15 protein-coding genes are annotated in these 13,826 nt (G+C 68.8%); 7 read left to right on the forward strand and 8 right to left on the reverse strand.

What is annotated here, in order from left to right:
* Nucleotides 1–30 precede the first annotated feature (30 nt).
* The 5 genes from D3218_RS02510 to D3218_RS02530 form a co-directional block, all read right to left on the reverse strand.
* Entirely contained in the window at nt 31–372 is a 342-nt protein-coding gene (locus tag D3218_RS02510) for a DUF3140 domain-containing protein (RefSeq protein WP_119538293.1), read from the reverse strand.
* Nucleotides 373–437: 65 nt separating this feature from the next.
* A complete protein-coding gene (locus D3218_RS02515) occupies nt 438–1,721 on the reverse strand; it encodes a branched-chain amino acid ABC transporter permease (protein WP_119538294.1) in 1,284 nt (427 codons plus the stop codon).
* Nucleotides 1,721–2,713, reverse strand: coding sequence for a branched-chain amino acid ABC transporter permease (locus D3218_RS02520; protein WP_119538295.1), 993 nt, complete (start codon nt 2,711–2,713; stop codon nt 1,721–1,723). Before D3218_RS02520 ends, D3218_RS02515 begins: the two co-directional genes overlap by 1 nt.
* A gap of 43 nt (nt 2,714–2,756) precedes the next feature.
* Nucleotides 2,757–3,461 carry an ABC transporter ATP-binding protein gene (locus D3218_RS02525; RefSeq protein ID WP_119538296.1) on the reverse strand — a complete coding sequence of 235 codons (705 nt, stop codon included), beginning with the start codon at nt 3,459–3,461 and terminating at the stop codon, nt 2,757–2,759.
* On the reverse strand, nt 3,458–4,261 hold the full coding sequence (locus tag D3218_RS02530) for an ABC transporter ATP-binding protein (RefSeq protein ID WP_119538297.1): 804 nt from the start codon (nt 4,259–4,261) through the stop codon (nt 3,458–3,460). The genes D3218_RS02525 and D3218_RS02530 overlap by 4 nt, the downstream gene beginning before the upstream one ends.
* A gap of 222 nt (nt 4,262–4,483) precedes the next feature.
* On the opposite strand from D3218_RS02530, the gene D3218_RS02535 reads away from it, so the two are divergent.
* The 7 genes from D3218_RS02535 to D3218_RS02565 all read left to right on the forward strand — a co-directional run bounded on the left by D3218_RS02535 (nt 4,484) and on the right by D3218_RS02565 (nt 10,258).
* A complete protein-coding gene (locus D3218_RS02535) occupies nt 4,484–4,999 on the forward strand; it encodes a flavin reductase (protein WP_245414887.1) in 516 nt (171 codons plus the stop codon).
* A gap of 63 nt (nt 5,000–5,062) precedes the next feature.
* Complete coding sequence (locus D3218_RS02540; protein WP_245414888.1) at nt 5,063–5,974, forward strand: AAA family ATPase; 912 nt, start codon at nt 5,063–5,065, stop codon at nt 5,972–5,974.
* Nucleotides 5,971–7,179: a vWA domain-containing protein gene (locus tag D3218_RS02545; protein ID WP_119538298.1), complete on the forward strand. Its 1,209-nt coding sequence runs from the start codon at nt 5,971–5,973 to the stop codon at nt 7,177–7,179. Before D3218_RS02540 ends, D3218_RS02545 begins: the two co-directional genes overlap by 4 nt.
* 10 nt (nt 7,180–7,189) lie before the next feature.
* Complete coding sequence (locus tag D3218_RS02550; RefSeq protein ID WP_119538299.1) at nt 7,190–7,510, forward strand: XdhC family protein; 321 nt, start codon at nt 7,190–7,192, stop codon at nt 7,508–7,510.
* Nucleotides 7,510–8,214: an XdhC family protein gene (locus tag D3218_RS02555; protein ID WP_119538300.1), complete on the forward strand. Its 705-nt coding sequence runs from the start codon at nt 7,510–7,512 to the stop codon at nt 8,212–8,214. The genes D3218_RS02550 and D3218_RS02555 overlap by 1 nt, the downstream gene beginning before the upstream one ends.
* On the forward strand, nt 8,211–9,824 hold the full coding sequence (locus D3218_RS02560) for an NTP transferase domain-containing protein (RefSeq protein ID WP_119538301.1): 1,614 nt from the start codon (nt 8,211–8,213) through the stop codon (nt 9,822–9,824). Before D3218_RS02555 ends, D3218_RS02560 begins: the two co-directional genes overlap by 4 nt.
* A 149-nt stretch (nt 9,825–9,973) precedes the next feature.
* A complete protein-coding gene (locus D3218_RS02565; RefSeq protein WP_119538302.1) occupies nt 9,974–10,258 on the forward strand; it encodes an usg protein in 285 nt (94 codons plus the stop codon).
* Nucleotides 10,259–10,262: 4 nt separating this feature from the next.
* Here the strand turns inward: D3218_RS02565 and radC are convergent, their stop codons facing one another.
* The 3 genes from radC to phaC all read right to left on the reverse strand — a co-directional run bounded on the left by radC (nt 10,263) and on the right by phaC (nt 13,800).
* A complete protein-coding gene (gene radC, locus D3218_RS02570) occupies nt 10,263–11,027 on the reverse strand; it encodes a RadC family protein (protein ID WP_119538303.1) in 765 nt (254 codons plus the stop codon).
* A gap of 6 nt (nt 11,028–11,033) precedes the next feature.
* Nucleotides 11,034–11,885, reverse strand: coding sequence for a type I methionyl aminopeptidase (map, locus tag D3218_RS02575; protein ID WP_119538304.1), 852 nt, complete (start codon nt 11,883–11,885; stop codon nt 11,034–11,036).
* Between the two features lie 85 nt (nt 11,886–11,970).
* The gene (gene phaC / locus D3218_RS02580; RefSeq protein WP_119538305.1) at nt 11,971–13,800 is read right to left on the reverse strand and encodes a class I poly(R)-hydroxyalkanoic acid synthase; all 1,830 of its coding nucleotides are present in this window, start codon (nt 13,798–13,800) and stop codon (nt 11,971–11,973) included.
* Nucleotides 13,801–13,826 lie beyond the last annotated feature (26 nt).

Below are 13,826 nucleotides of genomic sequence, written 5' to 3' on the forward strand. Positions count from 1 at the left end.
CGCGGATGCGCCGGGGCCCTTTTCGTCTGTTCAGTGCTTCTTCATAGGGTCGTGGCCCCAGTTCATCAGCGAGTAGCGCCAGGGCGTGTCCTCGACCTCGCCCTTCGGCTTCTGCTTCATGTGGCGCTTGATGTAGCCCACCACCTTCTGCATGTGCTCGTATTCGGCATCGGTGAGATCGGACTTCTTCATGCCCTTGATCTCGATGATCTCGCGGCCTGACGTGTGGCCGACCGACTCGCCCTTTCCACCCGACTTGGCGCCGACTTCCTTGGACTCGTCGGTGCCCAACCACTTCTCGAGCTGCTTCGGCGTCATGTTCACGAGGTCCTTGAACTCGGCATAGACCTCGGCTCGCTTGTCGTCGTTCATTGGGGTCGCTCCCGCTCTCTTTGCGCGCCCAACGTGCCGTCGCTGTGGACGGTTCCTGCGATGCGTCAGTCCGCGCTGCACCGCTCCGGCAGGACGCCGTTCGGCGCGAAGCGCAGGACCAGCGTGATCGTCAGGCCGATCACGAAGACCCGCATCTGCAGCGCGCGGGAATCGAGGTCCGCCGGCGCGACCCATCCGAACAGGTCCCGCCCCCAATCGCGGGCCAGCGAGAACAAGGCGAGCGCGGCGGGCTCCGACATGGTCCAGACGATGTAGACGAACACCGCGCCGAAGATCGCGCCGCGATTGTTGCCCGCCCCTCCGAGGATCACCATCACCCAGATCAGGAACGTGTGGTTCAGGTCCACGAAGCCGGACGGATCGAAGATCGAGGTGAAGTGGACGAGGATCGCGCCGCCGAGCCCCATCAGCATCGCGCCCAGCACGAAGATCTCCAGCCGGCGCCCGTCGACGTTCTTGCCCATGGAGGCCGCCGCCGCCTCGTTGTCGCGGATCGCGCGCATCATCCGGCCCCAGGGTGCACGGTAGGCGCGCTCCATCAGGAGATACACCACGAGCAGCAGCGCGGCCGTCAGCGCCAGATAGAGGCTGCGACCCCACAGGAAGCCGACCTCGGCCGGGGTCGGGACGGGCCAGGGCAGGGGCGAGACGGTGAGCGTGCCGCGCGTCAGCCAGTCGGCGTTGCGTAGGAACGTCTTCACGATCTGCGCGATGCCGAGCGTCGCGATGGCGAGATAGTCTGCGCGCAGGCCGAGGCAGATCCGGCCGATCACGAAGGCGATGGCGCCCGCCACCACCCCGGCCGCGACCCAGCCGACCCCGACCGGAAGCCCGAACCCGCCGATGAAGCCCGCTTCCGCCTCGATCGCCACCGTGGCCGGATCGAACTTCGCCGTCACCACCATGAAGGCCACCGCTCCGGAGATGACCGTCAGCGCGCTGACCAGCCCCTGCGGCAATCCAAGCCGACGAAGCTGCGACACCAGGCCGACCGCGACCACCGCGCCGACCAGCCACAGCAGCGCCACGCCCAGCAGCGGCGCGCCGCTCGACGCCCAGAAGGCCTCGTTGATCGGAAAGGTCATCAACACGGAGGCGAACGCCCCGGCCACGATGAACCCCATGATGCCGACGTTGAAGAGGCCGGCGTAACCCCATTGAATGTTCAGGCCGATCGCGATGATCGCGTAGGCTGCCGCCTCGACCAGCATGCGGGTCGCGTAGGCGGAGCCCTGGAGCTGGAAGATCAGCGCCACGAGAAGGAGGAGTGCCAGCACGAGCAGCAGCTCGCGGCGACCGCCGCGCGACAGGGAGGACATTGCGGCCATCAGAACACCCGCCCCTTGAAGATGCCGGTCGGCCGGTAGATCAGGACGACGACCAGGATGAAGAAGGGGACCACGAGCCGGTATTCGGTCGGCACCAGGGCTAGGTTTGCGGGAATTTCGAGGCCGGCGGGCAGGAGCCCCGCGAAGGGCCGAAGCAGCAACGACAGGTTGAACACGGAAAGCGTCTCGGCGAAGCCGATCAGGTAGCCGCCGGCGATGGCGCCGTAGGGCTGGCCGATGCCGCCCAGGATCGCCGCGGCGAAGATCGGCAGCATGATGTTGTAGGCGAGGTCCGGCTTGAGCTGCACGTCCATGGCCAGCATCGTGCCCGCGATGGCGGCGAGCGAGCCGCCGATCACCCAGGTCGCCTTGACCACCGTATCCAGCGGGATGCCGGTGACGCGCGCGAGGTCCGGGTTGTCGGACACGGCGCGCATCGCCTTGCCGAGACGCGACCGGGTGAGAAAGAGATGCAGCGCGACCACCGAAACGACGGTGAGGACGATCAGCGCGACCTGCGGTTCGGTGATGACGATGGGCCTGCCGCCGGTGGGGATGCGGAAGATCTGCTTGGGTGCCTGCAGATACATGTCGCGCGATCCCGTGCCGGCGAAGAGGCGGATCAGCCCCTGGAGCATCAGCGCGACGCCGATCGAGGCCATCACCATCACCACCGGCCGCGCGCCGCGCTGGCGCAAGGGGCGGTAGAACGCCCTGTCGAGGCCGATCGCGAAGACCGACGTCAGCAGCATGACGACCGGCAGCAGCGCCAGCGCGAGCGGCACGGGAAGCGAGACGCCGAGCGCCGCGCACAGGCTGGCCAGCGCGAAGGCGAAGAAGGCGGCCGCCGTCATCATGTCGCCATGCGCGAAATGCGCGAAGCGCAGGATGCCGAAGATCAGCGTCACGCCCACCGCGCCGAGCGCATAGATCGAGCCGATGATGAGCCCGCCCATCAGGCCTCGGTTGATGAAGAAGACTAGCTCGTCCAACGGATTGTCCCGAAGAGTTCGTTCTGCGCGCGAAGCGTTCAGCTCAGCCGCCGAGAAAGGACTTGGCGACATCGGGGTCCGCCAGCAGCGCGGCGCCCGTATCGGTGAAGCGGTTGCGACCGCCGGCCAGCACGAAACCCTTGTGGGCGATGCCGAGCGCCTGGCGCGCGTTCTGCTCCACCATCGCCACCGTGACCCCGGCCGCATTGACGGCCAGGATGCGGTCGAAGATTTCGCTCATGTAGCGCGGCGAGAGACCGGCGGTGGGCTCGTCCAGAAGGATCAGCTTCGGGTCGATCATCAGCGCCCGGCCGACCGCCACCATCTGGCGCTGGCCACCGGACAGTTCGCCCGCGGGCTGCCGCCGCTTCTCCTTCAGCGGCGGGAAGATGTCGTAGACGCGCTCCAGGAGCCCGGACACGTCGTCGCGCCGGACATAGGCGCCCATTTCGAGGTTCTCGTGGACGCTGAGCGTCTTGAAGACATTGTGCTCCTGCGGAACGAAGGCCATCCGCAGGGCGCTGAGGGAATCCGTCGGGCGGTTGGTGATGTCCTGCCCGTCGAACATCACCCGGCCCGACGACACGCGCAGCAGCCCGAAGATCGCCTTCAGCGTGGTCGACTTGCCGGCACCGTTCGGCCCCACGATGACGCCGATCTCGCCGGCCTCGAGCGCGAGGTCGACGCCGTTGAGGATGGTGGCCTCGCCATAGCCGGCGACGACGTTTTCGACCGCGAGGAGGCTCATGCGGAATTCCCCGCGCGGGTGGTGGCGTGGCCCATCGGCGAGCCACCGAAATAGGCCTCCACCACCGCCGCGTCGGCCTGGATCTCGGCGAGCGAGCCGGTGCGCATCACCTCGCCGGCGGCCATCACCACGACCGGGTCGCAGAGGCGGCCGATCAGATCCATGTCGTGCTCGATCACGAAGAACGTGTAGCCGCGTTCGGCGTTGAGCCGCTCGATGTTGGCGGCGATGTCGTTGAGCAGCGTGCGGTTCACGCCCGCCGCGATCTCGTCCAGGAGCACGATCTTGGCATCCACCATCATCGTCCGACCGAGCTCGACCAGCTTCTTCTGGCCGCCCGAGAGGTTGCCCGCGGGCTCGCGGGCGACGTGGCCGATCTTCAGGAAGTCGATCACGTCCTCGGCGCGCTCGCGCACCTTCGCCTCGAACTCGCGCACCTTGCGGCCCCGGAACCACGCGTCCACGAGGTTTTCGCCCGGCTGCCCGCCCGGCACCATCATCAGGTTCTCGAGAACGCTGAGCCGCGAGAACTCGTGCGCGATCTGGAACGTGCGCAGAAGGCCGCGCCCGAACAGCTCGTGCGGTCGCAGGCCCTGGATCTCGCGCCCCTCGAAGAGGATCGTGCCCGAGGACGGCGGGAGGTTTCCCGCCACCATGTTGAAGAGGGTCGACTTGCCCGCGCCGTTCGGGCCGATCAGCCCGGTGATGCTCCCGGCCTCGACGGACAGGGAGCAGCGGTCCACGGCGGTGAAACCGCCGAACCGACGCGATACGTCGCGGATCTCCAGGATCGGCGCCATGGCGAAGTCCCATCGTGTGAAAGCGGGCGGCGAAGCGGCCTCGTCCGCCGGGCGGCAAGGAAGCGGGCTCGTCCTGACGCCTGCGGTGCGCGATGTCAAACCTGTTGACCTTTACGTCGCTCACGATCTTGAAAAGTTTCTCGGCGCATGCTGCGCCCGGCGCCGCCGCGCCCCATCTTGGAAACGCGTCCCAAACCGATGCGTCAGCCCGAAGGACCGACCGTGCTTTTGACCCGTGCCGAGATCGACAGAGCTGCCTTCCGCGAAGCGATGAGCCATTTCGCCGCCGCCGTCAGCCTGGTCACCACGGACGGCGCGGCCGGGCGCCGGGGCGTCACGGTCACCTCGGTCTGCTCCGTCTCGGACGAGCCGGCGACGCTGCTGGTCTGCCTCAACCGGTCGAGCGGAGCCAACGCGCGCTTCGACCAGAACGGCGTCTTCGCGGTCAACGTGCTGGCCGACCGGAGCGAGGCGGTGGCGCGCGCCTTCGCCGGCGAGGGCAAACTCGACCTCGAGCAGCGTTTCGCCGCCGGGCGCTGGACCACGCTGGAGACGGGCGCGCCGATCCTGGAGGACGCGATCGTCGCCTTCGACTGCCGCATCCTGGAAAGCCGGACGGTCGCCACGCACCGGGTCACGATCGGGCAGGTCGTCGGCCTTTCGGTCCCGCGCGCCGGCCAAAGCCTCGTCTACCGCGCGCGCCGCTACCACGCGTTGCAGCACCACGAGCCCGAATGACGCGGTTGTGACGCGGCGCGGTTGGCCTATCTTCCTGGCGACCCCGCATTCGGACCGGAACCGGTGACCACACTTCCCGACAGCATCGATCAGACCCGGACGCTTCTTCTCGACGGCGGCTATGTCGCCGATCGCTCGCTGGCGACGGTGCTCTTCCTCGCGTTGCGCATGGGACGGCCGATCTTCCTCGAAGGCGAGGCGGGGGTCGGCAAGACGGAGGTGGCCAAGGTCCTGGCCGAACGCCTCGGCCGCGACCTGATCCGGCTCCAGTGCTACGAGGGGCTCGACGTCTCCACCGCGCTCTACGAGTGGAACCACGCCGCGCAGATGATCGAGATCCGGCTGCGCGAGGCGAGCGGCGACACGGCGCGCGACGCCATGCGCTCCGACATCTTCTCCGAACGGTTCCTGATCCGCCGTCCCGTACTCCAGGCGCTGGCGGGCGAGCGCGGGCGGGCGCCGGTTCTGCTGATCGACGAACTCGACCGAGCCGACGAGGCTTTCGAGGCGTTTCTCCTGGAAGTGCTTTCCGATTTCCAGGTGACGATCCCCGAACTCGGCACCATTCGGGCCGCCGAGCCTCCGATCGTCGTGGTCACCACCAACCGGACGCGGGAGATCCACGACGCGCTGAAGCGGCGCTGCCTCTACCATTGGCTCGATTATCCGAGCGCCGAGCGCGAGCTGGAGATCGTGCGTCGCAAGGTGCCGACCGCCCATGCCGACCTGTCGGCCGAGCTCGTCGCCTTCGTGCAGCGCCTTCGCTCGGCCGATCTGTTCAAGGCGCCGGGCGTCGCCGAGACGCTGGACTGGGCCACGGCGCTCACCGAGCTCGACACGGTCGCGCTCGACCCGGAGGTGGTCACCGACACGCTCGGCGTTCTGTTGAAGTATCAGGACGACATCGCGCGGATCGGCGGCACGGAGGCCGACGAGATGCTGCGGGCGATCCGGCGCGAGCGCGCGCCCGCATGAGGGCCGCCGGCCATCTCGCCGACAACGTCGCCCATTTCGCCAGGGCGCTGCGCCGCGCCGGCATGCGGGTCGGGCCGGCGGACACGCTCGTGGCGATCGAGGCGATCCGGGCGGGCGGGATCGGCTCGCGCGAGGACTTCTTCTGGACGCTGCACGCCGTGTTCGTGTCCCGCCGCGAGGACGCGCCGGTGTTCGCGGAGGCGTTCCGGCTGTTCTGGCGCTCGCGCGAGCTCGTGGAGCGCATGCTCGCGCTCTTTTCGTCGCAGACGCCCGCCAAGTCGCCGCCGCCCGAGCCCAAGGCCGGCGCCCGGCGCGTCTCGGACGCACTGGAGCATGGCGGCGGGCGCCGTCCGGACGAGCGCCCGACGCTGGAGATCGACGCGCGACTGACCGTCTCGGCCGACGAGGTGTTCCGCCGCAAGGACTTCGCGCAGATGAGCGCGTCCGAGCTGCGCGAGGCGCGCGCGGCCGTGGCGCGCATGGCGATGCCGGACGACCGCGTCGCCGCCCGGCGGTTCCGCGCCCGCGATCGCGGGCCCCGCTTCGACGCGCGCCGCACGCTGCGCCTCTCGTTGCGCACCGGGGGCGACCTGATGCTGCCGCGCTTCCGCGAGGCGCGCACCGTTCACCCACCCTTGGTCGTGATCGCCGACATCTCCGGCTCAATGAGCCAGTACAGCCGGCTGATGCTGCACTTCATGCATGCGATGTCCGCGCGCCGCCGGGTGCGGGCTTTTCTGTTCGGCACACGGCTGACGCCGGTGACCCGGCAGCTCGCGCGGCGCGACCCCGACGAAGCCGTGGCGGCCTGCGGCGCGCTGGTGCAGGACTGGGCCGGCGGCACGCGCATCGGTGCGGCGCTGGAGGAGTTCAATCGCCGATGGTCGCGGCGGGTCCTGTCCGGCGGCCCCGTGGTTCTCCTGGTCACCGACGGGCTGGAGCGCGACGACATGGAGCGCCTGTCGCGCGAGGCGGACCGTCTCCACCGCTCCTGCCGGCGCCTGATCTGGCTGAACCCCCTCCTGCGATACGACGGCTTCTCGCCCCGCGCGCGGGGCGTGCGCGCGCTGCTGCCGCATGTGGACGAGTTCCGCTCGGCGCATTCGCTGGACACGCTGTCCGAGCTCTGTGCTGCGCTTTCTGGCGAGCGGAGCAGCCGGACGACGGATCCGCGCGCCTGGCTGCGTGCCGGCGAGGCGGCATGAGGACGAGGCGATGAGCGAGACGACGGATATCCTGCGCGTGGCCGAACGCTGGGTCGGCGAAGGGCGCCGGCTCGCCTTGGCGACGGTGATCGAGACCTGGGGCTCGGCCCCGCGCCCCGTGGGCAGCCATCTCGTGATCGACGCGGACGGCGGCTTCGAGGGCTCGGTCTCGGGCGGCTGCGTCGAGGGCGCCGTGATCGCCGAGGCGATGGAGGTGATCGAAAGCGGCGCGGCGCGGGTGCTGGAGTTCGGCGTCGCCGACGAGACCGCCTGGCGCGTCGGCCTGTCGTGCGGCGGCCGCATCCGCGTCTATCTGGAACGGGTCGCCTGATGCGGAGCGAACTCCTTCGCGCGCTGAACGCCGAACGAGCCGCCCGCCGCGGATGCCTGGTCGTGACCGACCTCGCGAGCGGCGTCCAGCGGCTGGTGCTGGAATCGGACGCGGAGGCCGAGGACGAAGCGGTGGCGCGCGCGCTTCGCTCCGGGCGCTCTGGGCTCCTGGCCGACACGCAGCGCTTCCTCAACGTCTACCTGCCGCCGCCGCGCATCCTGGTGATCGGCGCGGTTCATATAAGCCAGGCGCTCGCGCCGATGGCACGGCTGGCGGGCTTCGATATCGCGATCGTCGATCCGCGCACGGCCTTCGCCACGCCCGACCGCTTTCCCGGCGTCGACCTATTGGCGGAATGGCCCGAAGACGTCCTACGCGAGCGGCCGCTCGACGCCTACACCGCGCTGGTCGCGGTGACGCACGATCCCAAGATCGACGATCATCCGCTGATCGAAGCCTTGCAGACGGGCTGCTTCTACATCGGCGCCCTGGGCAGCCGGAAGACGCATGCGCGACGCGTCGAACGGCTGTTGGCCGCCGGTCTGCCGCAGCATCGTATCGACCGCATCGAGGCGCCCATCGGGGTCGATATCGGCGCGGCGACCCCGGCCGAGATCGCGGTCGCGATCCTGGCATCCGTGGTCGCCGCGTTCCGCGGACGCAAGATGCACGCCGAACGACGCGGAGAGGCGCCGGCCGTATGAGATTCGGCGCCGTTCCGACGGGGGAAGCCGAGGGTGCCCTGCTGGCGCACGCCACCTTGGCCGGCGGGCGGCGGCTCCCGAAAGGCCACCGGCTGACGCTTGAGGACATCGATGCACTCAGGGCCGGTGGGACGCAAACGCTGGTGGTGGCGCGTCTCGAGGATGGGGACGTGCCGGAAGACGAGGCGGCCGGGCGGATCGCCGCCGCCCTGGTCTCGGATGGCGTCGAGCTGGCGTCGCCGGGCACGGGCCGGGCCAATCTTCATGCGGGACGCTCGGGCCTCGTTCTGCCGGATCGCGCGCTGGTGGACGCGGTGAACCGCATCCACCCCGGCATCACCCTGGCCACTCTCGGCGAGTTCGCACCCGCCGGCCGGGGCCGGATGGTCGCGACGGTGAAGATCATCCCGCTCGCCGTACCGGGCGAGGCGGTGGATCGGGCCGTTCGGATCCTCCGTTCCGGCCGGGCGCTGGCGCTGGCGCCGTTCCGAGCGCGCGGCATCGGGCTCGTGCAGACGCGACTGCCGGCGGTGAAGCCGGCGACCCTCGACAAGACGCGCCGCGTGTTGGAGCGACGGCTGGGCTCGTCCGGCTCGCCTATCCTGCGCGAAGCACGATGCCCGCACGACGAGGAAGCCCTGGCCGAGCGGCTGGCTGCGGCCGAGCCGGGCGAGGAGCTGACGATCGTCTTCGGAGCCTCGGCGGTGATCGACGAGGCGGACGTGGTTCCGGCGGCGATCCGCCGCGCGGGCGGCGAGGTCGTCCATCTCGGGATGCCGGTGGACCCGGGCAATCTTCTGCTGCTCGGGCGCATCGGCCCGCGCGTGATCCTCGGCGCACCGGGCTGCGCGCGCAGCCCGGTGGAAAACGGTTTCGATTGGATTCTCAATCGTATCCTCGCCGATCTCGAAGTCGCGCGCGAAGACATCGTCGGTCTCGGCGTCGGGGGGCTCCTGATGGAAATCGCATCCCGGCCGCAGTTGCGCGAAGCCGCTCCCCGCGAGCCCGAGGCGCCGGCGCGGATCCACGCACTGGTGCTCGCAGCCGGGCGCTCCAGCCGCATGGGTGGGCCGAACAAGCTCCTGGCTCGCTTCGACGGACTGCCTCTCGTGCGGCGAACGGTGGACACCGCGCTCGCCAGCCGCGCGTGCGGTGTGACGGTGGTCACCGGCCATATGGCCGAGGCCGTCGAGGAGGCGCTGGCGGGCGCGGCGATCCGCACCATTCGCAACCCGCGCTACGCGGTAGGCTTGTCGACCTCCCTGGCAGCGGGCTTTCAGGCCGTGGCCGGTGGGTGCGACGGCATCCTCGTCCTTCTGGCCGACCAGCCGCTCCTGTCCACCGCCGACCTCGATCGCATGATCGCCGCCTTCGATCCGGCCGGTGTGGGATCGATCGTGCTGGCGACCGACGGTGGCAAGCGGGGCAATCCGGTGATCCTATCCACCCGCTTCGCCTCGGCCGTCGCCGCGCTCGAAGGCGATGTCGGCGCACGCTCGATCGTGCAGGCCCATGCCGACCTGATCCGCGAGGTGGAGATCGGCCGTGCGGCGTCGCTCGACGTCGACACGCCGGAGCTTCTGCACGCCGCCGGCGGGTCCTTCGACTGACGATTCGAGCGTGCCCAAATTTCTCGCGATGGATCGCGTTGGCGAAGTTCGCGCCATCTCGCGGCTTTGTCGTAACCTTTCGTTAACGGTGCGGGCGCAGCCTTTCGATCGGGGCCGCCTCCATCGGCTCGGATGCAGAAGGAGCCGACATGCCCATCGCACGTACGCCCGATCCGCAGTTCCTGAAGATGTTGTCCGGCTACGGCCTGACCTTCGCCGAGATCCTCTACCGGATGCCCGACCATCCGGCGTTCCTCCAGACCTTCTCCTGGCAGTTCGAGGACATCGCGCCGGAATATCCCCGCCTTCGCCGTTTCCTGGACCATTGGAAGCGTGACGTGGAGGCGAGCATCCATTCGGTTCGGGTGATGCACCAGGGGCTGATCCAGCCGCGCGAGATCCGGCTGGTGCAGGAGGCGGGCTACCTCAACTGACCTTTCAGATCAGCTTCTCGTTGCGGAAGCTGAAATGGCCGTCGCGGCCGATGATGACGTGGTCGTGGATCTGGATGCCGAGCGCGTCGGCGACGCCGATCAGGGTTTGCGTCATCTCGATGTCGGCCCGCGACGGGCGAGGGTCGCCGGACGGATGGTTGTGGACGAGCACCAGCGCGCTGGCGGATAGGGCTAGGGCGCGGCCCATGACCTCGCGCGGATAGACCGGCGTATGGTTCACGGTGCCGACCTGCTGCACCTCGTCCGCAATCAACGCATTCTTGCGGTCGAGGAACAGGATGCGGAACTGCTCGCGCGTTTCGTGGGCCATCGCGGCATGACAGTAGTCGAGCACCGCCGACCAGGACGACAGCACCTCCCGCGCGCGGATCGACGAGCGGAAGGCCCGCTGGTTGACCGCGGTGACGATGCGAAGGTCCATCGCCGTCCCCGCGCCGATGCCGTCGACCTCTTGGAGGAGGGCGGCAGGCGCGTTGAGGACCTCCGCCAGCGTGCCGAAGCGCGCGAGCAGCGACTTGGCGATCGGCTTGGTGTCCCTTCGCGGGATGAAGCGGAAAAGGAGCAGTTCCAGAAGCTCGTAGTCGGCCAGCGCGTCGGGGCCGGCTGCCGCGAAGCGTTCGCGCAGACGGTCACGGTGCCCGTCGTGATCCCTCGCGACGGGGTAGGGCTTGACGGTGGGAGGGTCCTGTCTGCTGCCCTCCCACGGCGTGCCGGACGCATCCTCCAGGCGATTCTCGCCGTCCCGCACGGCGCTTCAGCCGCTGGTCGCGGCCCATGCCGAGGCGGGAAAGCCCGGCATGTCCTGCGCGTTGCGGGAGAGCGTGAAGACCTCGCACCCGGTCTCGGTAACGCCGACCGTGTGCTCGTACTGAGCCGACAAGGAGCGATCGCGGGTGACCGCCGTCCAGCCGTCGGCCAGGACCTTCACGTGCGGGCGCCCGAGGTTGATCATCGGCTCGATGGTGAAGATCATGCCGGGGCGCATCTCCACGCCGTCGCCGCGACGGCCGTAATGGAGGATGTTCGGCGCGTCGTGGAAGAGGCGGCCGATGCCGTGGCCGCAGAAGTCCCGCACCACGGAGCAGCGCTCGCCCTCGGCATAGGCCTGGATGGCCGCGCCGATGTCGCCGATATGGCCCCCCGGCTTGACGGCTTCGATTCCGATCAGCAGCGAGCGGTAGGTGATCTCGCACAGACGCTCGGCCGCGCGCTTGATCTGACCGACGGGGTACATCCGTGACGTATCGCCGTAGTAGCCGTCGAGGATCAGCGTCACGTCGATGTTGACGATGTCGCCGTCGCGCAGCGGCTTGTCGTTGGGGATGCCGTGGCAAACCACGTGGTTGATCGAGGTGCAGACGTTCTTGGTATAGCCGCGATAGTTGAGCTGGGCGGGCAAGGCGCCGTTGTCGCGGGTGAACTCGAAGACGAAGCGGTCGATCTCGTTGGTGGTCACCCCCGGCTTCACGATGGCCGCCAGTTCGTCCAGCACCGTCGCCGACAGGCGGCTCACGCGACGCATGCCCTCGAACGCCTCGGCATCGTAGAGACGGATGGAGCCGGTGTTGCGGAGAGGGATGGCTTCGGCTTCGAGATAGACTGTCATGGTTGCAGCGGCACGGGCCCGGAACGGGAAAGGGAGATTCAATCGTGATGTCGCACCGAACGCGCGACGCTTCAACCCCGCCGCGCTATTGCCGCACGTAGCGCCCCGGCGCGTCCTCGATCACGGCCAGCCCGCCGGCGCCCGGCTCGCGCGCCTCGACGCGCTCGTCGCACAGCGCCTCGATCCAAGCCTGCCAGTGCGGCCACCACGACCCTTTGGTTTCGCGCGCCCGGCTCCACCAGTCATCGAAGGTCAGTTCGCCGGACGGCGAGGGCCCGACCCAGAACTGATACTTGCCCTTGGACGGCGGGTTCACCACGCCGGCGATGTGGCCCGAGCCGGACACGACGTAGGTGACCGCCGAGCCGAGCGCGCGGCTGCCCTCGAAGACGCTGAGCGCGGGCGCGATGTGGTCCTCCTTGGTCGCCAGGTTGTAGACCGGCAGCGTGACGGTCGAGAGATCGAGCCGCACGCCGCCGATCTCCATCAGGCCGCGCGACAGGCGGTTCTCCAGGTAGCAGTTGCGCAGGTAGAAGAGGTGGTTGGCCTTGGCCATCCGGGTGGCGTCGGCGTTCCAGAACAGGAGGTCGAAGGGCAGGGGTTCCTTGCCCTTCAGGTAGTTGTTGACGAAGTAGGGCCAGATCAGGTCGCCCGAGCGCAGGAGGTTGAAGGCGGCGGCCATCTGCGAGCCGTCGAGATAGCCCTTCTCCATGGTCCGCTCGATCTCGCAGAGCTGGCCCTCGTCCACGAAGACCTTGAGATCGCCGGAATGCCGAAAGTCGATCTGCGTGGTGAGGAAGGTGACGGACGCGATGCGCTCGTTGCCCCTGGCCCGCAGGTAGGGCAGCGAGGCGGCCAGCAGCGTGCCGCCGACGCAGTAGCCCACCATGTTGACCTCGCGCTCGCCCGTCGCCTGCTCCACGATGTCGAGCCCGAAGGCGATGCCCTCGTCGATATAGTCCTTCCAGGTCTTGTCGGCGTGGCGCTCGTCCGGGTTCACCCAGGAGATGACGAACACGGTGTGGCCCTGCTCGACCATCCAGCGGATGAACGACTTCTCCGGGTTGAGGTCGAGGATGTAGAAGCGGTTGATCCAGGGCGGCGCGATCAGGATCGGTCGCCGAAGCACCGTCTCGGTGGCCGGCGCGTACTGGATGATCTGGCAGACCTCGTTCTCGGCCACGACCTTGCCGGGCGTCATGGCGAGATTCTCGCCCACCGCGAACTTCGTCGGGTCCGACTGGCGCAGCTTGAGCTGGCCCTTTCCCTTCATCATGTCCTCGGCGAACATGCGCATGCCGCGCACGAGGTTCTCGCCGTTCTGCTCAACGGTCTCGCGGTAGAGCTCGGGGTTGGTCAGCACGAAGTTCGAGGGCGAGATCGCGTTGGCGATCTGCTTCACGTAGAAGGCGGCCTTCTGGCGCGTGTGCGGATCGAGCCCCTCGGAACGCTCCACCAGCATGGTCGCCCATTCGGAGGCGATCACGTAGGCCTCCTTCAGGAAACCGAAGAACAGGTTGCGGCTCCAGTCCTCGTGCGTGAACCGCTTGTCGGCCGGGGCGGACGAGGCCGACCCCGAGGCCGGCGCCGCGCCGGCCGCCTTGCGGATCGAGTCGGCCCACAGGCCCATGAAGCGGATCATCAGGGCGCTCTGCGCCTCCAGCGAGCGGCCGGGATCGCCCAACCAGTATTCGCCGACGCGCGACAGGGTGGCGACCATGTCGGGATAGCTGAGCGGACCGTCCTTCACCTCGCCGCGCTCGCGCGGCTCGACCCATGCGGACGCCGCCTTGCCGACCTGCTCCAGCATGCGCGCCATGTTGCGGGCGAAAGCTTCGGGATCGCGGACAGCGTAGTCCGCGAACGGAGGCATGTTCCCGGCGGGGGTGTCGGTCGTGGATGTCGTTTCCGCCATGGCCGGTCCTCCTCGGATCCCTGTAG

It is taken from the genome of Aureimonas flava (assembly GCF_003583935.1).
GTDB classification, from domain to species: Bacteria; Pseudomonadota; Alphaproteobacteria; order Rhizobiales; family Rhizobiaceae; genus Aureimonas; species Aureimonas flava.